Source organism: Rhizobium zaerense (genome assembly GCF_051810725.1).
Lineage (GTDB): Bacteria > Pseudomonadota > Alphaproteobacteria > Rhizobiales > Rhizobiaceae > Rhizobium > Rhizobium leguminosarum_I.
Genome location: NZ_CM132690.1, coordinates 1,379,513 through 1,402,612, shown reverse-complemented (window position 1 = coordinate 1,402,612; position 23,100 = coordinate 1,379,513). Strand labels below are relative to the sequence as shown.

The following is a 23,100-nucleotide window of genomic DNA, read 5'->3' as shown; positions in this document are numbered from 1 at the left end:
GGTTTCCTCTTGCCGTAAAGGATTCAGATTTTAGGCCGACCGGCCTAAAATCATCCTGTTCTAAGCGGCGGCTCGCATGAAATTTCCCAGCCCGGCGAATAGTTCCACCGATGTCAGCCGCGCCTCGATGTCGTGGATCGGCATCGAGATGATCACCTCGTCGGCCTGCGTTTCCTGTAGGAACTCCGTCAGTTTCGCCTCCGCCGTCTTCTGCGAGCCGACCACGGCATAACGCAGGGTGTGTTCGACATTCATCTTTTCCATCGGCGACCAGAAGTCCCCCATATCGGCCACCGGACGCGGGAACGGGCCGCGGACGTTGCGGCGCAGATTGACGAATTGCTGCTGGGCGGAGGTGAAATGATAGCGTGCCTCCTCGTCCGTCGCCGCCACCGCACCCATCACGCCGACCATCACATGGGGCTTGTCGAGCGTCGCCGAAGGCTGGAAGCGGTCGCGATAGATCGCAATCGCATCGAGCAGCATGTCGGGCGCGAAATGCGAGGCGAAGGCATAGGGAAGCCCCAGCATGCCGGCGAGCTGGGCGCTGTAGAGACTGGAGCCGAGCAGCCAGATCGGGATATGTGAGCCATTGCCGGGAACTGCGAGGATCGCCTGGTTCTCGACCGGCGTATCGAGGAGTTGCTGCAGCTCCACCACGTCGTTGGGGAAACTGTTTGCACCGGCCTCCAGGTTGCGCCGCAGCGCTTGTGCCGTGCGCATATCCGTTCCCGGTGCACGCCCGAGGCCGAGATCGATGCGGCCGGGGAAGAGCGCCTCCAGCGTGCCGAACTGCTCGGCGATGACGAGCGGCGAATGATTGGGCAGCATGATGCCGCCGGAGCCGATGCGGATGCGCTTTGTCGCAGCCCCGACATGGCCGATGACGACTGATGTGGCAGCGCTGGCGATCCCCGGCATGCCGTGATGTTCGGCGAGCCAGAAGCGCTTGTAACCGAACTCCTCGGCCTTCACAGCCATCCGCGCCGAGCCATCGAGGGACTGGCGCACGGTGCTGCCTTCGGCAACGGGGGAAAGGTCGAGTATGGAGAAGGGAACCATGGGAAACCTGCCGGGCGGTTGGACGATGCCGTCTATGTAGGTTCGCGCCCACACCATTCCAAACCATGCGCGCAACAAAAAAGGCCGCGCGAGCGCGGCCCCTATGCAATATTGAAAGCGCTGAGTCACCGGTGCCGGCGCAGCACGTGCACCTCGGCGCTCGGTTGATGGTGGCCGGGCGGCAGCGTGAAATTGCCGAGCTGGCGGTCCATTTCAAGGGCTTCCGTCGCCAGCCGGTGGATCGCCGCCGTCGTCTCCTCGACCATCGAGGCATTCTGCTGCGTCATCGCGTCGAGTTCGGCGACGGCGCTATTGATCTCGCGCAGCGTATTCGCTTCCTCGCGGGTCGCACCCATGATGTCGTTGATCTGCCCGTTGATCGCCTCGACATGGGCGCCGATGCCCGTCAACGCAACGCCCGCTTTTTCCACAAGCGCAACGCCGCTTTCGACCTCATGCGTCGATTTCTGCAGCAGGCTGGAGATCTCCTTGGCCGCGCTCGACGAGCGCTGGGCGAGTTCGCGCACTTCCATGGCGACGACCGCGAAGCCCTTGCCGGATTCACCGGCGCGCGCTGCCTCGACACCGGCATTGAGCGCCAGGAGGTTGGTCTGGAAGGCAATGTCGTCGATGACGGAGATGATCGTGTTGATCTGGCGCGACGAGGCCTGGATTGCCTCCATCGCCGCGATCGTCTCGCGCATGATCTGGCCTGAGCCGGTCGTCTCCTTCTTGGCGTCGCGGGCGATGCGCTCGGCCTGTTCGGCCCGCTCGATCTGCCGGCGGACCGACTGGGTGATGGCACTGATCGCATTCGCCGTCTCGGTGATCGAGCCGGCCTGGCGCTCGGTGCGCCCGGCAAGTTCGTCGGCGCCGGTGCGCATCTCCTCTGAGCCGGCGCGCACCGCCATCGAATTACCGCCGATTGCCGTCATGGTTTCGCTGAGCGTCGCCAGCGCCTCGTTGAAATTGACGCGTAGGCTTTCGAGCTCGTTCGGGAAGCGGGTATCGATCTGATAGGCGAGATCGCCGTTCGCCAGATGATGCAGGCCCTCGTCAATCGCCTCGACCACCTGCTGCAGCGTCTTCGCCTCGGCGTCGCGCTCGGCCAGATTCTGCTGGCGGTCTTGCTCCGCCTGCAGGCGCGTCTCTTCGCTAGCGGCTTCGAGCTCGCGGCTTTCGATCAGCGAGTGGCGGAAACGGTCGAGCGCGTTGGCCATCGTGCCGATCTCGTCCTTGCGGTTCAGGCTGCCGATCTCGCTGTCGAGCTTGCCGTCGGCGACATCGCGGGTGACGCCGGCAAGCCGCGCAAGCGGCGAAAACAGCAAATTGGTGACGAGCCCGGTCGCAATCGCCATGACGACGAGTACGCCGATGCCGATCATCGTCAGCAGCGTGGCGATCTCGATCGAGCCAGCATTGAGCTCGCTCAAAAGGACGCTTTCGACCACGAGGAAGCGATCGCCGCGATAGTCGATACCGCGGACATAGGCGCGAGCCGCACCATCCGCTCGGCTGAAATCGGCAACGGTCATCGCCGAACTGGCAAGCGCGCTCTTGATGAAGGTGAAGGGCGTCGCTTCAAGCGTCGCAAGCTTGCCGCTTCCGTCGAGCCCAACGGCGGAGCCATCTCCGGAGACGATCGCCGCCCGCGCCGTGCTGCCCTGGACGATGCCCTTAGCGAGGATGCCGGTGACGATCTCATCCCGCACCTTGAAGAGGATGATGCCCTTGGCCGCCCCAAGCTTGACGATCGGCACGGCATAGAAGATCGCCGACTTGCCGCTGCCGGCATCGACGCGAAGACCGGAGAAGCCGGTCGGCGCGGCGTCATCGGTCGCCTTGGCGGTATTCTCGATCGCCTTGGCGAAAGCAATGCCGGCGCCGGTCGCCTTCCAGGCGTCCGACTTCAGATTTTCGGCGAAATCGTCTTGCTTCTTATAGGAATAGAGCACGGTACCCTCGAGGTCGACGATCAGCAGATCGCTGAAGGCGGTATCCTCGAGATCGCGGGCGACTTCGCCCTGCGTCTTCTCGTGGCTCGAATAGTAAAAGCCGCTTGGCCCCTCCGGTTTGATCAGCTTCTCCCGCTGGTCGGCGGGATTGGGGTTGCCTGCTATGAAAACTTTCTTCAGCTCGGCCCGGGCATCGCCCGCGGTCTTCTCGATGGTCTTCCAGCCGCTCTTCAGATTGGTGATCGACATCTGCAGCGCCTCGATGCGCGCGATGGAATTGGCCTGGTTTTCAAGCTGCGTCAGTTGGTCCTGCAGCATGTCGCCGCGAAAGATCAGCACGCTTTCCTTGGCCTTCAGCGCCTGCTCGTCGGAAATGCGGCTGCTGGCGAAATAGGCAAGCACATCGATGACCGCGATCGACAGCACGGTCAGCAGAATGAATGTGACGATGACCTTGAAGGACAGGGATTGAAATCTCCGAGCCATGTACGACGAACCCCTTCTGAACGCACCTGCCAAGCGCGGGCACGCTGCGCATGCCTGATCAACTGACCTATAAACAGAACATCGGGGGCTTAAATCTTCGCGAAGAGAAGCCCCTCTCGTATTCGATGACTAGAATTCAGGCATCTGTTTTAATTCGCGGTAAATGACAGGGCCGAAATCCGGGAATGTTTTTGTTTTGTTCACATATCGATGGCAGTTATTTCGCAATCGCTATAGGTTGAACCATGCAAAACACGATTCGCATCGTCGGCATCGATCCTGGGCTTCGACGCACCGGCTGGGGAATCATCGAGACATCAGGCAATTCCCTGCGGTTTGTGGCGTCCGGAACCGTGACCTCCGATGGCGACATGGACCTTGCCTCCCGCCTTTGCCAATTGCACGACGGCCTGGCGGAGATCGTCCACAGTTACAAGCCGGACGAGGCCGCCGTCGAACAGACCTTCGTCAACAAGGATGCGGTGGCGACCCTGAAGCTTGGTCAGGCCCGCGGCATTGCCATGCTGGTACCGGCGCGCGCCGGGCTGCCGGTCTCCGAATATGCCCCGAACGCCGTGAAGAAGGCCGTCATCGGCGTCGGCCATGGCGAAAAGCAGCAGATCCACATGATGTTGAAGATCCTGATGCCGAAGGTCGAATTCAAGGGCAACGACGCCGCCGACGCCCTGGCGATCGCCATCTGCCACGCGCATAATCGTAGCAGCAACCGAATGCGGCAGGCATTGGCCGGATAGCTTGTTCTTGACTTGTTCCATTGGTAAGGATAATTCTTACTATGAAGGAGCAACAAGATGCGAGTTACGTCCAAAGGGCAGGTCACCATTCCTCGTGATCTCAGGGAACTTGTCGGCATCGAGGCCAATAGCGAGGTCATTTTCTCGATAGAGGGCGGCAAGCTCGTTCTCTCGCCAAAGAACGGCAAGCAGGAGATCGAGGATCGGGGTCGCCTGGATCGTTTCATACAGACGATCCGTCGCCTCGAGGGCACTGGCGATCAGGAGATCGATGCCGAAGACCTTATGTCGATGACCCGTGATCGCTGATGGCCACACTGATCGATACGAATATACTTGTCGATCTGGCCGTGGTCGGTTCGGACTGGCACGGTTGGTCGCGTCGAAGGATGCTTGACGTCTTCAAAGACGGTCCTGTCCTCATAAACCCGATCGTCTATTCCGAATTTTCCGTTCGGTACGACGACGTGGACGAAGTCGATCGACTGCTGCCGCAGGATGAATTCCGCCGCGAGAATCTGCCTTGGCCGGCTGCATTCGCCGCTGCTGCGGCCTTCCGGCTTTACCGTCGCGCCGGCGGTGGGCGCGAACGGATCTTGCCCGATTTCTTCATCGGCGCGCATGCGGCAATAAGGGGCTACAGAATTTTGACCCGCGATCCCAGCGGATACCGCTCCTATTTCCCCTCCGTTGACCTTATAACCCCCGAAACGCATCCTTGAGAGACCGCGACCCATGATCGGCAAGCTGAAAGGCACCATAGACGAGATCGGCGAAGACTATGTGCTCGTCGACGTGCACGGCGTTTGCTACGTCGCCCATTGCTCGGCCCGCACCCTGTCCAAGCTCGGCTCGGCCGGCGAGGCCTGCGTGCTCTTCATCGAGACCTATGTGCGCGAGGACCAGTTGAAGCTCTTCGGTTTCATGACGGCGCTGGAGCGGGAATGGTTCAACCTGCTCCAGAGCGTCCAGGGCGTCGGCGCCAAGGTGGCGCTCGCCGTGCTCTCGACGCTGACGCCAGGCGAACTTGCCAATGCAATCGCCCTGCAGGACCGCGCCGCGGTCTCGCGTGCGCCGGGCGTCGGCCCGAAAGTGGCGATGCGCCTCGTCACCGAGCTCAAGAATCGGGCGCCGGCCTTTGCCGGCGAAGCGATCAATATCGCCCTCAAGCAGGAACTCGGCGAAGGGGTCGCGGCCGCGCCTGTCGCCGACGCGGTTTCCGCGCTGACCAACCTCGGCTACAGCAGAGACCAGGCGGCGAATGCGATTGCCGCAGCAATGAAGACTGCAGGCGACGGCGCCGACAGCGCCAAGCTGATCAGGCTGGGATTGAAGGAGTTGGCGCGTTGATCTCCTTGAATATATCGCAATTCCTTACTAAACTCGAATGGTAAGGAGATGCGCATGAATATCTACTACGGTACGATGACATCGAAGGGCCAGACTACAATTCCGGCTGAAGTTCGTGAATTGCTGAATCTGAAGTCCGGCGACAGGATCCGCTACATCAACCGCGATGGCGAAATCATCATGAAAGCCAAGAACAAACGCGCCATCGACCTGGCAGGCAAGTTTCACGATCCGAACCGACCGACGATTACTTTGACGCAAATGGACGAGGCGGTTGGGGAAGCCATCGCCGATCACGTGACCAGTGCAAGATGATTGGCCTCGACACCAATATTATGCTGCGCTTCCTCCTGAAGGACGATGTCGTCCAGACGGAGAAGGTCACAACCCTCTTCGCGAGCCTGTCCGATACGGCACCCGGCTATATCAGTTGCATCACGCTGATGGAATGCGCGTGGTTCTTGAGACAACGGATCAAGCTGAAGAGAGAACAGATCATGGAGGCGATTTCGGACTTGTTGGACTCGGCCGACCTGATCCTTGAAGATGAAAGAGTAGTCGAGGAGACGCTCGCAATCATGGTGCGGACGAATGCAGAATTCGCAGATGTCTTCATCGCCCTTCGTAATCGTGATGCGGGTTGCGTGACAACCAGGACATTCGATGCCCAAGCCGCAAAAACCATACCTGGAATGGAACTTTTGACATGAGCGAATCCGCCCGCCTGATTTCGCCCGAAAAGCGGGGCGAAGACCTTGATATCACGTTGCGCCCGCAATCGCTGGACGAGTTCACCGGCCAGGCGGAGGCGCGCGCCAATCTCAAGGTCTTCATCGAGGCGGCGAAAAACCGCGGCGAAGCGCTGGACCATGTGCTCTTCGTCGGCCCGCCCGGCCTCGGCAAGACCACGCTGGCGCAGATCATGGCCAAAGAACTCGGCGTCAACTTTCGCTCGACCTCCGGCCCTGTTATCGCCAAGGCCGGCGATCTCGCTGCCCTGCTCACCAATCTCGAGGAGCGTGATGTGCTCTTCATCGACGAGATCCATCGCCTCAACCCCGCCGTCGAGGAAATCCTCTATCCGGCCATGGAAGATTTCCAGCTCGACCTGATCATCGGGGAAGGCCCTGCCGCTCGCTCGGTGAAGATCGACCTGTCGAAATTCACGCTGGTGGCGGCCACCACCCGCCTCGGCCTGTTGACGACGCCGTTGCGCGACCGTTTCGGCATTCCGGTGCGCCTGAGCTTCTACACCGTCGAGGAGCTGGAACTGATCGTGCGCCGTGGCGCGCGGCTGATGAACCTGCCGATCACCGAGGAGGGCGCCCGCGAGATTGCAAGACGCGCCCGCGGCACTCCGCGCATCGCCGGCCGGCTTCTGCGGCGCGTGCGCGACTTTGCCGAGGTGGCAAGGGCAGAAGCCGTCACCCGCGAGATCGCCGACGAAGCGCTGACCCGCCTGCTGGTCGACAATGTCGGCTTCGACCAGCTCGACAAACGTTACCTCAACATGATCGCCGTCAATTTCGGCGGTGGCCCGGTCGGCATCGAAACCATCGCCGCCGGCCTTTCCGAGCCGCGCGACGCGATCGAGGACATCATCGAGCCCTATATGATCCAACAGGGTTTTATTCAGCGCACGCCACGCGGCCGTGTTCTGACCGCAATCGCGTGGAAACATCTGGGAATGCAACCGCCCAAGGATATGGAGGCTGCGCAGTTCCGGCTGTTCCAGGAGGACAACTGAGTGATCACCCGCCGCGGATTTTTCAAGGTTCTGGGCGGCGGTATCGCAGGCGTCATGTCGCTCGGTGGTTATGCCTTCGCCTATGAACCGCTCGCGCGGCTCGCCATCACCCGCTACCGGCTGACGCCGCCCGGATGGACGCCCGGGCTCAAGCTGCGCGTCGTTGCGCTCGCCGATCTCCATGCCTGCGAACCCTGGATGTCGGCAAGCCGCATTGCCGCGATCTGCCACAGGGCGAATGAACTCGAAGGCGACGTCACCGTCCTGCTTGGCGATTACGCCGCCGGCATGAACATGGTGACGCAGTACGTGCATTCGAGCCAATGGTCGAAGGCGCTCGCCACCTTGCAGGCCCCTCTCGGCGTCCACGCGATTATGGGCAACCACGATTGGTGGGAGGACAGGACCGCCCAGAAGAACGGCGGGATGGAAACATTCGGACACCGGGCTCTCGCGGACGTCGGCATCCCGGTCTATGGCAACCGCGCCGTTCGGCTCGAAAAGGATGGCCGCCGCTTTTGGCTCGCAGGCCTCGAAGATCAGCTGGCGCTGCTGCCGGGCCGGAAGTGGGGCCGCACGCAGATGCTCGGCCTCGACGATCTCGAGGGAACGATGGCGCAGACACGGACGATGCGCCCGTCATCCTGCTCGCTCATGAGCCCGATATCTTTCCGCGCGTGCCCGAGCGCGTCTCGCTGACGCTATCGGGCCACACCCATGGCGGACAGATCCGTTTCCTCGGCCGTTCGCCGATCGTGCCCTCGCGCTACGGCAATCGCTACGCCTATGGCCATATCGTTGAAGAGGAGCGTAATATCATCGTTTCCGGCGGCCTTGGCTGCTCCATTGCACCGGTGCGCTTCGGCGTGCCGCCGGAAATTGTCGTGATCGATTTTGGATAAGAATGGCATGACCAAGCGCATTCACATCCGCCTGAATGCAGGCGGTCGGCGTTTCAACTATCGCATCGCCGGCCTCGGTTTTCGCGATGGCCATGTGCTCGTTCATCGCGCCGTACACGAGCCCTTCTGGACTTTTCCGGGCGGTCGGGTGGAGATCGGCGAAACGTCGGAAGAGACACTGAAGCGCGAGATGGTGGAGGAACTGGGCGTCGAGGTGACCGTCCGTCGCCTGCTGTGGATCGTCGAGAATTTCTTCCGCTACGAACAGCGCGATTGGCACGAACTCGGCTTCTATTATCTGATGGACATCCCGCCGAAATTCCCCTTCCGGCCGGGCGAGATCATCCATCGGGTCGAGGACGACGACAACCATCTCGAATTCAAATGGGTGCCGGCAACGCGCCATGCCCTGATCGCACTCGACATCCCGCCGTATTTCATCGCCGATGAAATCGAAACCCTTCCCGTTTCGCCACGTCATCTCGTCTGGCGGGACGGCGATCTCGACGGCAAAGACTGACGCAAGCAATGCAAGGCGTTACAGCGCCCGTTGCGCGCCTCAAAAGGCGCCCGGAGCTGTAGCCAAAAGCGCTTAAAGAGGAGATGCGCCGATGCCGACCTTCGATCCTGTCAGGCCATTCCGCAAACTTGCCTATAACAACACCCTTGCCAACCGCCGGCTGCTTCGGACCTGCGCGACATTGAAGCTTGGCGAATTCGAAGCGCCACGCACAAGCTTCTTTCCCTCGATCAAGGAAACCTTGAACCATATCATCACGGTCGACTGGTTCTATGTCGACGGCTTGGAAGGCGGCACGCTCGGGCTCAAGGCCTTTGTGATCGACGAACCATTCGATGACGTCTTCCCGCTGGCAGAAGCCCAGGCGAAGGTCGATCAGCGCCTGGTGACACTTTGCGAGGCCCTGACGCCGGAGAGGCTCACCTCGACCATCGGCCTCCATCGCGGCGACCGCATTCAAGAAGAGCGGATGGACGACGTGCTCGGCCACCTCTTCCAGCATCAGACCCATCATCGCGGACAGGTGCATGCGATGCTCTCCGGCACCAGCGTCGCTCCGCCGCAACTCGATGAATTCATCGTTGCCGACGATGCCAGGTTCCGCGGCAGCGAACTCGCAGCGCTCGGCTGGAGCGAAGAAACACTGATGCGTTAGCGCGTCCTGCAGGACGCGTGGCACGCTTTAAGTCTTTATCTGATGCCTGTCGTGGTCCGAAACCGCTGTACGGTGTTCGGCATCATGCTCTAATCCTGCAGCCGTCTCTTCAGCCCGTCGATGATCGTCTTGGTGAGAAGGTCGTAATTCTCGTCGAAATGATGGTCGCCGGGCAGCTCGATCACCTCGGCGCCGCTGTCCTTCAGCGCCGGACAGGCGACATCGTCATCGTCGTCCTTGCCGTAGATGCATTGCACGAGCTTCGGATCGATGTTCTTCAGATCGCCGACGGGATCGCCTCCCGCCCCTTCCGTCTTCTGGCCGAGCCAGCCGAGAACAGAGATGACGTAGTCAACTTGGTGCGAAAGCGACAGCAGCGACAATTGCGCCACCGTCGACTTTTCGGCTGGCTTGAGGAGCTGGTAGGTGGCGGGTACGACATCAGCACCGAAGGAATAACCGACGAGCAGCACATGCTTCACCTTCCATTGCTTGCGGTAGAAATCGATGATCTTCGAAAGATCGGCGGCGGTCTCCTCCGGCTTGCGCTCCGACCAGAAATAGTGGAGCAGATCGACGCCGACGACCGGAATGCCTTCCTTCTGCAGCGTGCCACCGACCTCCTTGTCGATGTCGCGCCAGCCGCCGTCGCCGGAATAGATCACAGCCATCGTATCGAAGGCCGGCGTTGCCTCGAGCACCGCCAGCGGCAGGCCGAGCGGGTTGCCGAAGGCGCCGGAGGCGGTGACGAGATCGTCGAGCGTATCGGCAAACGCCGTCTGCGCATCGTCGGCGGAATCGCGGATCTCGATCGCGGCATGGGCCTTCTTCAGCGCCTCGGCGTGCGCCCGGCCATCCTTGTTGGCATCAGGCGTGAAGACAGTAATGATCGGGTCCGGCAAGATCCCGTCGCTGAGGCCATAGACTGTGCGTTCGCCAACGACCTGCTTGGACGCCGGCGTGCAAAGCTCCTTGGCAAGCGGAATGCCGGCGACCGGATTAACGGCAAGTGTCTGGCCGATCGTCGCATCCGGCGTTTGCGCGGCGATCGCCAGCGCTAAGGCCCCGCCCTCGCCGATGCCGGCGACGATCGGCAGGTGATAGGCGTTGTTGCCGGTCGCGCGCTGCACCTGCTGGCTCAGCGATTCGATGTCCGAGACCATGTAGACGCAGCCATCGTTGAGGCTGACGTCGTACCGGCTAAGCGCCTGGATATAGGATGGAAAATCGATGCCGATGACGACGGCGCCTTCGGCGACCAACCTGTCGGCTTCGGCCTTCTCATAGTCGCCCCAGCCGGCGGCATCCGAGATCAGCGTCACCGTGCCCTTCACCTCCCCTTCCGGCAGGAAGATGTGCGGCGACGGGATAAGCCCGGTTTCGAAGGTCTGCGTGGTCTCCTCGGCGGCATCAGCCGGTGCGGCCGCGAGCATGCAGGCGCATGCCGTGGCAAGAAGGATTGTCCTGATCATTTTCTCACTACCCCTTTCAATCCGCCCCCAATCAGCAATGTCGCGTCCATCAACGCGATCATCGGATTGCCCCCTCCGGAGACCGCAAGATAGCGCGGTTGCCAGTGCGGATGAAACTTGGATTTGAATGCCCGAAGGCCTTTGAAGTTATAGAAGCGCTCGCCGTGTTCGAAGACGGTGCTGCCGATGCGGTCCCAGACGGGCGCAGCCTCGCGTTTCGACATGCCGGAAAGAGGCGCCATGCCGAGATTGAAATGGGCAAAACCCTCGCCGCGCAGATATTCCATGATCTGCACGAAAAGAAAATCCATCGATCCCTTCGGCGCGGCCGGCGAGAAGCGCATGAGATCGATCGTGCCCTCCTCTTTGGATTCGGTGATGAGGATGTTGGCGAAGGCGACGATCTTGCCGTCCTTCTTCAGAATGCCGACGGGCTGCGAGGAGACGTAATCGGGATCGAAGGAGCCCAGCGAGAAGCTCTTTTCCTTGGCATTGTGGTCTTCCAGCCAAGCCGTGGAGACGGCGGCGAGATCGTCGATGATATCAGGCACGTCCTCTGGTTGGACCACGGCGAATTCCAGCCCGTCGCGCTGGGCGCGGCTTGCGGTCTGGCGAAGGTTCGCCCATTTGCCGCCCTTCATCTCGAAAGTCCGGAGATCGGCCACCGCTAGTTCGCCGAGCTTGAAGGCGCGAAGGCCGGCATCGGCGCAATGGGATAGCAGCGCCGGCGAGATCTGGTAGAACACGGCACGGCAGCCGGCGGCACGCGCCGCTTCGACGAATCGCCAGACGAGTTCCTGCACGGCGCGATGGTTGCCGACCGGATCGAACAGCGCGATCCAGGAGCGGCCCTGCCGACCATACATGATGAAGGCGTCGCCCTTTTCCGAGAACATGATGCTCTTGTCGCCCATCCGCACCAGATTGGCGTCGGCATTGCCCTGCTTCATGACGATCTCGACGGCGCGCGCCAGCGCCTCGTCCGTCGCCGGTTCCGGCCGGAAGGTCGCCGGTCGGAGCAGGCTGAAGACGGCGATCGCCGACGAGATGATGGTAATGCCGAGCACGGCGCGCAAGCCCCGCGGCGCTTCGGCGGTGAACTCGAACTGCCACCAGAGCTGGTTGCTGTATTCGACGTCGCGATAGACGAAAAGCAGGATGACGACGGCGCCGACGACGATGACGGCGATCGCCATCAGCCAGGACGCCGTCAGCGCTTGGTTGAGCAGCGAGGCCTGTCGGCTAAAGAGCCGGCGGCTGACGAAAAGCCCGAAGATGAGGAAGGCGAGAAAAGCGGCTTCGACCAGCGCGATCGCCTTCAGCAGCGACAAAGTCAACGCGGCAAGCGCCGAGAACACGGCCACCCACCAGGCGCCGTCGAGCCGCTGGCCGAGGCCGCGCGCGGCGACGACGAGTGCCAGCCCCAGCAGGCTGGAGAGGAAATGCGCGCCTTCGACCATCGGCAGCGGCAGATAGTTGGAGAGGAATTCGAGATTTTGGTCAGGCGTCGGCGTGACGCTCGAAAATACCAGCATGACGCCGAGCAGCAGCGCGAGAGCCGACAGCAGCTGCGGCATCAGCCGTCCGCCGATGCGCCGCATGCTGGAGGCGGCCGGATGGTCGACGAAACGACGCAGCTCCGCCGCCGAGACCGCGAGCACCGCGATCAGCAGCGGCAGCACATGATAGATCAGCCGGTAGAGCACCAGCGATCCGAGCACGGCATCGATGTTCACAGCACTGCCGAGCGAGGCGATGATCACGGTCTCGAACACGCCGAGCCCGGCCGGCACATGGCTGAGCACGCCGAGACCAACGGCGATCGCATAGACGGCGAGGAAGACCGGCCAGCCGATCGCCGTCTGCGGCAGCAGCACGTAGAGTACGGACGCCGAGGCGGCGATATCGAAGGCGGTGACGAGGAACTGGCGCGACCAGGTGCGCAGATCCGGCAGGCGGATTGCCACAGGCCCGAGATCGAGCACACGCCCCTCGCGGCCGATGATCATCACCGCGGCCAGAATGGCGACGATCGAACCGGCGATTATCCGCAGAAGGAATGGGCTGACGCTAACGAGCGGGCCGATCTCGTCGGCGATGACGATGAGGGCGATTGCCGCGACGCCCGCAAGCCCCAATCCGAAGGACAGGGTGACGAAGGCGATGATGCGGCCGATATCCTCCGGCGAGAGCCCGAGGCGCGTATAGGCACGGTAGCGGATCGCGCCGCCCGAAAGCGCGCCGAAACCGGCGGTGTTGCCGACGGCATAGGCGCTGAACGCTGTCAGCGCCACATGCGGAAAGGGCAGCTTCTTGCCGATGTACTCGATGGCGTTGAGATCGTAGAAGATCAGCGAGATGAAACTGAGCGCCGTAAAGAACAGAGCAAGCAGGATCGCGCTCGGCCTGGTCGCCGCCAGCGCACCGACGACGTCGTCATAGCGCACCTCGTTGGTGAGCTGCACGATCGCGTAACCGACGAGGCAGAAAGCCACCAGTGACGCGGCTGCCAGCAAAGGCGTTCTGTAACGCCTGAAAAGCCCGCCAAAAGAAAAACCGTCCGCTTCTTCCATCTCTTCCAAATTGCCGTGCCCCGACATTCTCGTACCCTGCTGCAACTGCCAGCTTGGCGGGAATCATTTCAGATGATGTAACATGAGAGGCATATAAGCTCTATGAAGCCATGCCGCCGCTACCCCAGCCCCGCCGCCTGCGCCTCAATCATCCTCAATTGGGGCGAATTTGCGCAGGCGGGGGTCTCCGCACATTGCATTTTCGTAAGCTTCGGCAGAGCCTTGCCCTCGACGGAGATGTGAGAGGCGGGAGAACGGTTCGATATGCAGGATGGTTCGGCCTTTGTGATGCTTGCCCTCGGACGTCTGCTGCTGGGCGGCCTCTATGTCGCTGGCGGCATTCATCATTTTTTCGTTATCGTGCCGCTGACCGACGCGATCGAAGCCCGCGCCATTCCTTTTGCGAAAGGAGTGCTAGTCATGGGCAGCCTGTTCCAGATCGTCGCCAGCATCCTGCTGATGCTCGGCCTTTTCGTCACGGCAGCGGCATTCGGTCTCATCGTCTTCACGCTGGCGGCCACCATCATGCTGCTGAATTTCTGGGACATGCAGGGAACGGCGCGCGACAGCGCGATCAATACCTGGAAAACCAACATGGCGATCATTGGCGGCCTGCTGATCGCAGCCGCCGGCGCCATGTGAGGCGGTTCATGCCGCCGGCTCGCCGCCCGCTCGCGCATGCGCGGCGTAGCGCGCGACGGCAGCATCCACCTCCGCGTCGCGGTCGCCCGCCACCTGCACCGTCGGCACGGCAAATTCGATACCGTTTTCCTGGAAGGCATTGCGGATCATCGCCAGCGCATTGCGGCGGATGACGAATTGCTCGCCTGGCTTCGTCATCATCGACAGCCGGATTTCGATGGCGAATTCGCCGAACTGCTCGACACCCTTCATCTTCAGGGTCTCGATGATATGAGGACCGAATTCCGGATTTTCGAGCAGCGTCTGGCCGATCTGCTTGATCACCTTCTTCGCCTTGACGAGATCTGTGTCGTATTTGACGTTGAGGCTGATCTTGTCGATCGTCCAGTCGCGATTGAGGTTTTTCACTGCGCCGAGTTCACCGAACGGCACCGTCGTCAGCGGCCCGCGATGATGTCTGAGCTTCACCGAGCGCAGGCTGAAGGCCTCGACTACGCCCTTATGGCTGCCGCTTTCGATATATTCGCCAATGCGGAAGGCATCGTCCCAGAGATAGAACATGCCGCTGATGACGTCCTTGACGATCGTCTGAGCGCCGAAGCCGACCGCGACGCCGACGACACCGGCGCCGGCGATCAGCGGCCCGATCTCGATACCGAGGCCGGAGAGCACCATCAGAGCAGCAATGACGGCGATCACGACGGCGAGAATATTGCGGAAGATCGGCAACAGCGTCTGTATCCGCGCGCGTTTGGCCTTCTCTTCATCCGTTGCTCCGCCATCCACGGATGAATCGAGCAGCTTGCCCTCGATATAGGCCTTGATGACATGCCAGAGCAGATCGGCGGCAAGCAGGATGACGATGCCGCCGATCACGCCGCGCGCGATCTTGTCGATCATCGTTTCGCCGGCGGCCATCGTATCGGCACCGACGCCGAGCATATGCCCAAGCCAGACGGCGGCGACGGCAATGATCAGCGCCCGCACACCCCGGTCAAGCAGCACGGCTGCAATGCGGCGCGTAGCAAGGAAGCTCGCTTCGGTCTGCTGCAGCGATTTTACCGCAATCGTCGAGACGGCGAGCACGCGCGGCAGCAACAGCACATAGACGCCGAGCCAAAGCAGCCAGTTGAAGCCTGCGACCCAGAGGCTCCAGAGCACCAGGAAATAGACGGTAAGCGCCCAGGAGGTCCCGTGGCCGCGCTTCTCGTCCTTGTGCGGCCGCGACCAGACCGCCGCGATCGCGATCAGCAGCAGGCCGATGCCCAGGATATAGCCGACGAGGAGCCGCACGCTCGAGGAATAGCCGAGCGGCTCCATCGACTGGATCACCGCCCAGCCGAAAATGAAATAGATGACGAAAGTCGCACAGCGTCGATACCAGAAGAATGCAACCGCGCGCGCCGGCATGATCGCAGCGGTGACACCCTGCCGTTCCTCCTCCATCCGCGCCAACCCGATGAGATCAACCAGGACGCCTCCGAGGCAAATCGTGAAGCGCTGGACCACGAGCGCGACAACGCAAACGATCGCGATGCTCTGGCTGACCGGCGGCCAGCTGACGCTGAGAAGAGCAAGCGCCGTCGCCACGGCAAAGATCAGCGCCGGGATGACGCGCGGGGCAAGATGCATGCCCGCCATCTGCGCCGCCTGGCGGCGGCGGCGAAAGGCATAGCGGGCGATGCGCTCGACGATGGTGCCGAGCAGGAAGATCGCCAGAAACTGCGCCGCCATGCGCGGCCAACCGGCGGCGGCGATTTCACCGAAGAACAGCGAAGAAGCATTGCCGACCTGTGAGGGCAGCATCATCGCCGCATCGGAGACCATCGAGACGTGCCGGCGAGCATGCTGAAGCAGACCCGACAAGACCGATATCTGGTCGCCGGCCGCCGAATCGCTCGCGGGCGCCGCCGTCATCTGCGTCGACATCCATTGGTTGACCTGAGGCGTCTGCATCAGTTCCATCATCTGACGCACCTCGGCCGGCGGACCTGCCGTAACAGGAGCCGCAGGTGAGATCTGCGCAGCACCCGGCAAGTCTGCCGAAAAAAGCGCCGACAGCGCCACTATGCAGAATATGGCGATCCTGGAGATCCCTGCCATGCCACGCTTCATTGCCGTCCTCCGATGGGCCGCCGACCGCCGATGCAGGCCAACGTCTTTCGATAGCATCGATAGCCTCGACCGATGCTGCCAGCAAGGAGGGTGGAGGCGAAGATCATCGGGAAGGCAGGCGGTGGAGCAGCGGGACCTTCGATCTCAAATTCAGAGCCCAAATTCAGTCCCTGAATTCAGGGCCTGAATTTGGGGACGGCGGCCTCAGCTATGACGGCGGGTGCGCTACTGCGCCACGCGTCTTTTTAGACGCATGGCGCAGTAGCGCTTTTTATTGTTTTAGGATTTCGCGACCGGTTTTTCCACGTGGCCACCAAAGCCCGCGCGCATCGCCGACAGTACCTTGTTGGCGAATTCGTCGTTATCGCGCGAGGAGAAGCGGCCGTAGAGCGCAGCGCTCAGCACCGGCGTCGGCACGCTTTCGTCGATCGCCGCCATGATCGTCCAGCGGCCTTCGCCGCTGTCCGAGACGCGGCCGGCATATTTCGAAAGTGCGGGATCGGCATGCAGCGCATCGGCCGTGAGATCGAGCAGCCAGGAGGTAATGACGCTGCCGCGGCGCCAGACTTCGGCGACATCCTGCAGGTTGAAATCATATTGGAAATGTTCCGGATGAGCGAGCGGCGCGGTCTCCGCATCGGCCTCGTGCGAGGCGGCGCCGATATTGGCATGTTTCAGAATATTGATACCTTCGGCGTAGGCGGCCATCAGGCCGTATTCGATGCCGTTATGCACCATCTTGACGAAATGACCGGCGCCATGCGGGCCGCAATGCAGATAGCCTTGTTCCGCCGTGCTGGCTGCAGCCGCTTCAGCGCTCCGGTTCGGCGAGGCCTCCGTCTTGCCGACGCCGGGCGCCAACGTCGCGAAGATTGGGGAAAGATGCTCGACAATACCCTTCTCGCCGCCGATCATCAGGCAATAGCCGCGCTCGAGGCCGAAGACGCCGCCGCTGGTGCCGACATCGACATAATGGATACCTTTGGTGATGAGTTCGGCGCCGCGGCGGATATCGTCGTGGTAGTAGGAGTTGCCGCCGTCGATGACGATATCGCCATTCTCAAGCAGCGGCATCAGGCTCGCCAGCACCTTGTCGACGATCGCTGCCGGCAGCATTAGCCAGATCGCGCGCGGATGGCTGAGCTTCGAGACGAACTCCTGGAGCGAAGCACTGCCGATCGCGCCGAGGCCGGCGAGCTCGGCAACGCTTTCCGGCCTGGCGTCGTAAACGACGCATTCGTGACCGCCCCGCATCAAGCGCTGGACCATATAATTGCCCATGCGGCCCAAACCAACCATGCCAAGCTGCATAATGAATCTCCTGGAAACCGAAATGAAGTATCGACTCCGGAAATTAGCACCCGCAGTGTGACAGGCAAGCAAAGTCTCGGTGATATCGGCGAATGCGACGATTGCACCGCCGACCTCGCTGAGATCGACGTATCGTCAAATGTCCGGCGCGCTGGCCGGCTCACCCTTCATTTCGCTGAGGAACATGCCCTCGCGCAGATTGATGCCATATTCAACGAAAGCCTTCATGCAGCAGAGCATCTGCGTCCAGCCTTCGCAATTGAGATAGGTGCCGCGCCGGCCGGCATCGTCTTCGCGCCAGCCGGTCTCGGCGATCGTCACCAGCGTCCCGCCATCCTCCAGCGGCTTGAAGGTCATCTCCACCAGCGTCTTGTATCTTGCCTCGTCCCCGCCAGTGCCGCCATCCCAGCGCAGCACGATGCGGCTTTCCGGCACGAGTTCGACGACCTCGACTGGCGCATCCTTCCACCAGGTCACCGTCGTGCCCGTCACGAGCGGCGCGCTCGCCCCACCGATCGTGGTGAAATAGCTGCTGAGCTTCTTCGGATTGACGACGGCATCGAACACCTCTGCGACGGGACGGCCGATGCGGCCGGAAACGCGGATTCCGAGAGACATGATACTTCTCCTCTTCTCCATTGTGCCTGGCATCATTATGTTATAAAAATATAACATGTCAAGCGAATCAACCGACGACCCGGTTTTCAAGGCGCTGGCGCATCATCGCCGCCGCGACATCCTCGATCTGCTCAAGGATGGCCCCCGAACCACTGGGAACCTTTGCGAGATGTTTCCGGAGATGGACCGCTGCACGGTGATGCAGCATCTGAAGGTGCTGGAGGAGGCCGACCTGGTCATCGCCAGGAAGGAAGGTCGCGAGCGCTGGAACCACCTGAACAGCCTGCCGATCAAGCACATCTATGACCGCTGGATCAGCACCTATGCCGGCCATGCGCTCTCTATCCTCGACCGGCTGAAAGGCGACCTGGAAGGTCAGCCCGAATAATGACCCGGCTGTCAAACCATCTTGCCGCCCGATCCGTCGAAGCCTTATGCTGCCAAAACGGCACGGGATCAGACAGATGACGATATCGGGAGCCGGCATACGCCGCATGCGCCTGCTGCGCAGCATGAAACAGGGACATCTCGCCGAACTCCTCGGCGTCAACCAGGCGACCGTCTCGCGCTGGGAGCGCGATCAGCTCAGCCTGTCGCCCGAACAGGCCGTCAAGCTGGAACGGATTTTCGCCTCGCCCCGACATGCAGCAGTCGATGCAGCGCTGAAGCGACTGATCGAGGATTCCGTCCGGCCGGTGCATCTGATCTGCGACCGCACCCACCGGCTGCTATCCGCCTCTCGCCCGCGGCAAGCGGAGTGGCGGGCGCCACTCGGCGCCTTTCTCGGCCGTTCTCTGTTCTCCTACGCCTCCGCCGAGATCGCCGCCGCCGAGCAGTCGCTGGAGGAGCGCGGCTGGCATGCGGGCAGGCTCTCGTCGCTGACCCTCGATACCGGCGCCAACGGCAATGCGCTGCTGCCGATCGCCGCCGGCCGCGTGACCTGGGAACGGATCATGCTTTCCGACGGCAGCACCGGCCGCCTTGTCACGACCATCGGCTGAGCCTCAAGCTTTCCTGCATCCCCATGCATAATTTATGCGTTGTCTGGAAACCTCAGTCTTTATAGCGTCCGCCGCCGAAGGGTCAGGAGACGATGTGATGACGATACTGGTGACGGGAAGTGCCGGCCATCTCGGCGAGGCGCTGATGCGGACCTTGAGGGCGGAAAGCCGCTGGGTGCGCGGCATCGATATCAAGCCCTCGGCTTTCACCGACATGGTCGGCTCGATCAATGATCGCGCCTTCATCAGGCAGGCGATGTCAGGCATCAGCCACGTCATCCATGCCGCGACGCTGCACAAGCCGCATGTGGCGACCCACGGCAATTACGATTTCCTCGAGACCAATATCGCCGGCACACTCAACCTGCTTGAGGAAGCGGTCGCTGCGGAGGTCGCAAGCTTCGTCTTCACCAGCACCACCAGCACCTTCGGTGCGGCATTGACGCCGGCTGCCGGCGAACCGGCGGCATGGGTGACCGAGGACGTGCTTCCCGTCGCGAAAAACATCTACGGCATAACGAAACTCGCCGCCGAAGGCTTGTGCGAACTCTTCGCCCGCAAGTCCGGCCTGCCGGTGGTCATTCTCAGGACGTTGCGTTTCTTTCCCGAAAACGACGACGATCCTGACATTCGCAACGGCTATTCGGCAGAGAATGCCCAGGCCAACGAGCTTCTTCACCGCCGCGTCGATATCAGCGACGTGGTCGCCGCCCATCTGCTGGCGCTCGAAAAGGCGCCGGCAATCGGCTTTGGCCGCTACATCGTCTCGGCCACGACGCCGTTTTCGGCAAGTGATCTCGCCGAGATCAGACGCGACGCGCCTCACGTCGTCGAACGACTGTTCCCGGATGCAGGCGCCCTCTACGCATCACGCGGCTGGAAGATGTTTCCGGCGCTCGACCGCGTCTATGTCAACGAACGCACAAGACGGGAACTCGGCTGGCAGCCGCGATATGACTTCCGTTTCGTGCTCGACTGCCTGCGCGACAACAGGGAGTGGCGAAGCCCCTTGGCACTCGACGTCGGCTCTAAAGGCTACCACGACGAGGTCTTTGCCGAAGGGCCTTATCCGGTCGGATAGAGCGCGAGCTGGAATGCGGCCATGCGAAAGCCCGACATCCTCTCCGGCATGGCCTTTTCGCTGAAAAGCGTCATCCAGATATCATGATCCCGTCATAGACCGTCTGCCGGGGATATGGGGCGAAGAATTCCAGGGCGTGTTGTGCCATCGGGAAATCGAATCCAAGGCGGGGGTGTCATTTGAAGCGGTGTCCAGCCTGCGGGCGGGAAGCCGTTTCGAGAGCGCTTTTGACCGAGAGGGTATTTCCATGAAGAATGTCAGACCATACGCATTGCGGCTCTTCGCCGCGGTTCTACCCGCATCCGCCGCCTTGCCAGTCGTCGCAATGGCCGAGAATTCCGCCACCGTCGGTGGCCTCATCTTCGTCAACAAGGGCCTCGTCGGCATTGGCCGCATTGCGGCCAACCAGCGTGACAAATTCGGCGAGACCTTTGGTTCCGGCTCGGGCATGGCGGTCGATCCCGCCGCCTGGAGCCGCGACGGCGCCGGCTACAAGGGCACGCTCTACCTGCTGCCCGATCGCGGTTACAACGCCGTCGGCACCGCCGATTACCGGCCGCGCCTGAACACCATCTCGAGCGGCTTGAAGCCGACCGCTCCGGGTGCGACACCCGGGGCCGGCAAGGAACAGTCTGGCGTCGACGCAAAGCTCGTCGATTCCATGCTCTTCGTCGACGACAAGGGTGGCGACATGACTGGTCTCGACCCGGAATCCGGCGTCCGCCCCGCTGCCGGTGATTTTCCGCCGCTGCCGCAAGCGGTAAACGGCAAGATCGCACTCGACAATGAAGCCATCATCCGCATGGCTGACGGCACCATGTTCGTCAGCGACGAATATGGTCCTTACATCTACCACTTTTCGGCCGACGGCCACCTGCTGTCGGCCACGCAGCCGCCGAAGGCACTTTTGCCGATGCGCAAGGGCGCGCTGAGCTTTGCCTCCAACAATCCCGGCCCCGGCGCATCCGCTCCGGACCCGAAGGATCCGGAGACTGGCCGCCAGAACAACCAGGGTCTCGAAGGTATGTCGATGACGCCTGATGGTAAGTTCATCATATCAGTGCTGCAATCGGCCGCCCGCCAGGACGGCGGCGATTCCAGCTCGACCCGCCAGAATACCCGCGCCATGATCTATGACGCCACCGATCCCGATCACCTGAAACTGGTGCACGAATATGTCGTGTCGCTGCCGGTCTTCAAGGACGCCAAGGACAAGACGACGATCGCCGCCGAGAGCGAAATCGTCGCCCTGTCCGACAAGACCTTCCTGATGCTCGCCCGCGACAGCGGCAACGGCCAGGGTTTGAAAGGCGACACCTCGCTCTACCGCAAGGTCGGTATCGTCGACGTTTCCGCCGCGACCGACATCGCCGGCAGCGATTTCGACGCCGGCAAGCCGATCGCGCCGAAAGGCGTCGTCGATCCCTCGCTGACGCCGGCAACGCCGACGCCCTTCATCGACCTCAACGACAAGGTCGAGCTTGCCCGCTTCGGCCTGCACAACGGCGCACCGAACGACAAGAACAATCTATCGGAAAAATGGGAAGCCATGGGTCTGGCGAGCGTTCTCGACCCGAACCTGCCGGACGACTACTTCCTGTTCGTCGCCAATGACAACGACTTCTTGACGCAGGATGGTTTCCAGGTGGGCGCCGCCTACAAGGCGGATGGCGGTGCCGACGTCGACACCATGTTCCAGGTCTTCCAGGTCACCTTTCCAGGCCTGAAGAAGTAACGGACGCGCAAAAAGGTGGACGCGCAAGCTGCATAATTCGTTAAATCGATACCGATTTAAGGACAAAATTATGCAGCCATTCAAAGTGTTACAGCGTCCTTTGCGCGTCTGAAAAGACGCGCGGCGCTGTAGACGCGCTTCGCCCGCCAAATCCGGGTTTCCTGCCGACGATAAAAAGGAAAAGGTGCGATCCACGACCACCGATGGATGTTTACGATCCTGGGTGCCTACAAACGTAGGTGGGCGCCGTGTGTCCAGGCCCACGGGCCTGGCCAGGGACAGCTCCCTTTGGATCGAGTATGGCCCCAGGGATTGTGGTTCCTGTCGAGAGGCGCAGACCGCATGGCGATATATAAGGTCGTTTGCGCCGACGCGCCAGTGGCGACGGAAGCCCGCCCCTATTTAATTGAGATCAATTGAGTTCGGGAGCAGACCGGCCATTCAACTTGTCGGTGATGCCGCGGATTCGGCTCGACACCTCGCTCAGCGCTGCCGCAAGATTTTCTTCGGTTCGGGCGGTCGCTGCAAGCACCGTATCGCGGTTGCCGCGCAGCGACTCGAGCTCGGATTCCAGCCCGGCGACGCGGCGCGTCAGCTCGGCAATCTCGTCCATGACCATGATGCCGGCCATTACAGTGATCCTGAGATCGCCGATTTCCCCGAACTGGCCCTTGAGATGGCCGACATAGCTGTCGAAACGAGTGGCGAGATCGCTCAGGTGATCCTCCTGCCCTTCCTCGCAGGCCATGCGATAGGCCTTGCCGTCGATCGTTACCGTCACCTGCGCCATGCCAAACTCTTTCTATCAGCGATCCAGAACCGCGCGGATCGTTTCCATCGCCGTCACCAGCCGCCGCGATACCTCGCGATTGACCTCTTCCAGCCGGTTGGCGCGGAATTCGGCCTGGTCGAGCTCCTGCGCCAGCCGGGAACGGTCGGCGTGCACGCGCCGCACCTCGCCTTCGATCTCGCCCTGCTCGCGCTGCCGCTCGACGCGCATGTCGACGGCGTTTTCGAGGCTCGAAATCGCCTGTCTCAACTCGTTGAGCGCTGCTTCCATGGTTTTGCCTGTGGGCATCATGCCTTTCCGATTCCCGCGCAGGATCCGCAGATCGGCACT

23 protein-coding genes, 1 other RNA gene and 1 pseudogene are annotated in these 23,100 nt (G+C 61.7%); 15 read left to right on the top strand and 10 right to left on the bottom strand.

Annotation, left to right across the window (positions count from 1 at the left end; genetic code table 11):
• Positions 1-60: 60 nt before the first annotated feature.
• Positions 61-1,062 carry an LLM class flavin-dependent oxidoreductase gene (locus ACS4RR_RS06695; protein WP_260109381.1) on the bottom strand — a complete coding sequence of 334 codons (1,002 nt, stop codon included), beginning with the start codon at positions 1,060-1,062 and terminating at the stop codon, positions 61-63.
• Positions 1,063-1,187: 125 nt separating this feature from the next.
• Positions 1,188-3,503 (bottom strand): methyl-accepting chemotaxis protein, encoded by a 2,316-nt coding sequence (locus ACS4RR_RS06690; protein ID WP_260109382.1) that lies wholly within the window; start codon positions 3,501-3,503, stop codon positions 1,188-1,190.
• 245 nt (positions 3,504-3,748) lie between these two features.
• Between ACS4RR_RS06690 and ruvC the strand changes: the two genes are divergently transcribed.
• From ruvC to ACS4RR_RS06640, 10 genes and pseudogenes are all read left to right on the top strand, one after another.
• Complete coding sequence (ruvC, locus tag ACS4RR_RS06685; protein WP_260109383.1) at positions 3,749-4,258, top strand: crossover junction endodeoxyribonuclease RuvC; 510 nt, start codon at positions 3,749-3,751, stop codon at positions 4,256-4,258.
• Between the two features lie 57 nt (positions 4,259-4,315).
• Positions 4,316-4,567, top strand: coding sequence for an AbrB/MazE/SpoVT family DNA-binding domain-containing protein (locus ACS4RR_RS06680; RefSeq protein ID WP_017961997.1), 252 nt, complete (start codon positions 4,316-4,318; stop codon positions 4,565-4,567).
• Positions 4,567-4,980, top strand: a complete 414-nt coding sequence (locus ACS4RR_RS06675) for a type II toxin-antitoxin system VapC family toxin (RefSeq protein ID WP_260109384.1) — start codon at positions 4,567-4,569, stop codon at positions 4,978-4,980. Before ACS4RR_RS06680 ends, ACS4RR_RS06675 begins: the two co-directional genes overlap by 1 nt.
• A gap of 13 nt (positions 4,981-4,993) precedes the next feature.
• Positions 4,994-5,608 carry a Holliday junction branch migration protein RuvA gene (gene ruvA, locus ACS4RR_RS06670; RefSeq protein ID WP_017968118.1) on the top strand — a complete coding sequence of 205 codons (615 nt, stop codon included), beginning with the start codon at positions 4,994-4,996 and terminating at the stop codon, positions 5,606-5,608.
• A gap of 54 nt (positions 5,609-5,662) precedes the next feature.
• On the top strand, positions 5,663-5,923 hold the full coding sequence (locus ACS4RR_RS06665; RefSeq protein ID WP_222384610.1) for an AbrB/MazE/SpoVT family DNA-binding domain-containing protein: 261 nt from the start codon (positions 5,663-5,665) through the stop codon (positions 5,921-5,923).
• Positions 5,920-6,318 (top strand): type II toxin-antitoxin system VapC family toxin, encoded by a 399-nt coding sequence (locus tag ACS4RR_RS06660; protein ID WP_017968120.1) that lies wholly within the window; start codon positions 5,920-5,922, stop codon positions 6,316-6,318. The genes ACS4RR_RS06665 and ACS4RR_RS06660 overlap by 4 nt, the downstream gene beginning before the upstream one ends.
• Positions 6,315-7,355, top strand: coding sequence for a Holliday junction branch migration DNA helicase RuvB (gene ruvB, locus ACS4RR_RS06655; protein WP_017968121.1), 1,041 nt, complete (start codon positions 6,315-6,317; stop codon positions 7,353-7,355). The genes ACS4RR_RS06660 and ruvB overlap by 4 nt, the downstream gene beginning before the upstream one ends.
• Positions 7,356-8,257, top strand: a pseudogene (locus ACS4RR_RS06650) (metallophosphoesterase). It begins immediately after the preceding gene.
• 7 nt (positions 8,258-8,264) lie between these two features.
• The gene (locus tag ACS4RR_RS06645; RefSeq protein ID WP_260109386.1) at positions 8,265-8,777 is read left to right on the top strand and encodes an NUDIX hydrolase; all 513 of its coding nucleotides are present in this window, start codon (positions 8,265-8,267) and stop codon (positions 8,775-8,777) included.
• Between the two features lie 91 nt (positions 8,778-8,868).
• Positions 8,869-9,432 carry a DinB family protein gene (locus ACS4RR_RS06640; RefSeq protein ID WP_222384607.1) on the top strand — a complete coding sequence of 188 codons (564 nt, stop codon included), beginning with the start codon at positions 8,869-8,871 and terminating at the stop codon, positions 9,430-9,432.
• A gap of 89 nt (positions 9,433-9,521) precedes the next feature.
• On the opposite strand, the gene ACS4RR_RS06635 is transcribed toward ACS4RR_RS06640, so the two are convergent.
• Complete coding sequence (locus tag ACS4RR_RS06635; protein ID WP_456189872.1) at positions 9,522-10,904, bottom strand: virulence factor family protein; 1,383 nt, start codon at positions 10,902-10,904, stop codon at positions 9,522-9,524.
• Entirely contained in the window at positions 10,901-13,504 is a 2,604-nt protein-coding gene (mprF, locus tag ACS4RR_RS06630) for a bifunctional lysylphosphatidylglycerol flippase/synthetase MprF (RefSeq protein WP_456189871.1), read from the bottom strand. The genes ACS4RR_RS06635 and mprF overlap by 4 nt, the downstream gene beginning before the upstream one ends.
• Positions 13,505-13,741: 237 nt before the next feature.
• On the opposite strand from mprF, the gene ACS4RR_RS06625 reads away from it, so the two are divergent.
• Positions 13,742-14,119 (top strand): DoxX family protein, encoded by a 378-nt coding sequence (locus tag ACS4RR_RS06625; RefSeq protein WP_456189870.1) that lies wholly within the window; start codon positions 13,742-13,744, stop codon positions 14,117-14,119.
• Between the two features lie 6 nt (positions 14,120-14,125).
• Here the strand turns inward: ACS4RR_RS06625 and ACS4RR_RS06620 are convergent, their stop codons facing one another.
• From ACS4RR_RS06620 to ACS4RR_RS06610, 3 genes are all read right to left on the bottom strand, one after another.
• Positions 14,126-16,234 carry a mechanosensitive ion channel family protein gene (locus ACS4RR_RS06620; RefSeq protein ID WP_456189869.1) on the bottom strand — a complete coding sequence of 703 codons (2,109 nt, stop codon included), beginning with the start codon at positions 16,232-16,234 and terminating at the stop codon, positions 14,126-14,128.
• Positions 16,235-16,513: 279 nt separating this feature from the next.
• Entirely contained in the window at positions 16,514-17,545 is a 1,032-nt protein-coding gene (gene gnd / locus ACS4RR_RS06615; protein ID WP_260109388.1) for a phosphogluconate dehydrogenase (NAD(+)-dependent, decarboxylating), read from the bottom strand.
• Positions 17,546-17,680: 135 nt separating this feature from the next.
• Positions 17,681-18,163, bottom strand: a complete 483-nt coding sequence (locus ACS4RR_RS06610; protein ID WP_260109389.1) for an SRPBCC domain-containing protein — start codon at positions 18,161-18,163, stop codon at positions 17,681-17,683.
• Positions 18,164-18,218: 55 nt separating this feature from the next.
• On the opposite strand from ACS4RR_RS06610, the gene ACS4RR_RS06605 reads away from it, so the two are divergent.
• The 4 genes from ACS4RR_RS06605 (at position 18,219) to ACS4RR_RS06590 (ending at position 21,980) form a co-directional block, all read left to right on the top strand.
• Positions 18,219-18,551, top strand: a complete 333-nt coding sequence (locus tag ACS4RR_RS06605; protein WP_164563985.1) for an ArsR/SmtB family transcription factor — start codon at positions 18,219-18,221, stop codon at positions 18,549-18,551.
• A 76-nt stretch (positions 18,552-18,627) separates the two neighbouring features.
• Positions 18,628-19,164 carry a helix-turn-helix transcriptional regulator gene (locus ACS4RR_RS06600; RefSeq protein ID WP_260109390.1) on the top strand — a complete coding sequence of 179 codons (537 nt, stop codon included), beginning with the start codon at positions 18,628-18,630 and terminating at the stop codon, positions 19,162-19,164.
• A gap of 97 nt (positions 19,165-19,261) precedes the next feature.
• The gene (locus tag ACS4RR_RS06595; RefSeq protein ID WP_260109391.1) at positions 19,262-20,245 is read left to right on the top strand and encodes an NAD-dependent epimerase/dehydratase family protein; all 984 of its coding nucleotides are present in this window, start codon (positions 19,262-19,264) and stop codon (positions 20,243-20,245) included.
• A 247-nt stretch (positions 20,246-20,492) separates the two neighbouring features.
• On the top strand, positions 20,493-21,980 hold the full coding sequence (locus ACS4RR_RS06590) for an esterase-like activity of phytase family protein (protein ID WP_456189868.1): 1,488 nt from the start codon (positions 20,493-20,495) through the stop codon (positions 21,978-21,980).
• A 184-nt stretch (positions 21,981-22,164) separates the two neighbouring features.
• Here ACS4RR_RS06590 and ssrS read toward each other — a convergent pair.
• From ssrS to ACS4RR_RS06575, 3 genes are all read right to left on the bottom strand, one after another.
• Positions 22,165-22,323: non-coding RNA, 6S RNA (ssrS, locus tag ACS4RR_RS06585), on the bottom strand.
• Positions 22,324-22,392: 69 nt separating this feature from the next.
• On the bottom strand, positions 22,393-22,770 hold the full coding sequence (locus tag ACS4RR_RS06580) for a cell division protein ZapA (RefSeq protein ID WP_018072888.1): 378 nt from the start codon (positions 22,768-22,770) through the stop codon (positions 22,393-22,395).
• A gap of 15 nt (positions 22,771-22,785) precedes the next feature.
• Positions 22,786-23,061 carry a DUF4164 domain-containing protein gene (locus tag ACS4RR_RS06575; RefSeq protein ID WP_012758879.1) on the bottom strand — a complete coding sequence of 92 codons (276 nt, stop codon included), beginning with the start codon at positions 23,059-23,061 and terminating at the stop codon, positions 22,786-22,788.
• Positions 23,062-23,100 lie beyond the last annotated feature (39 nt).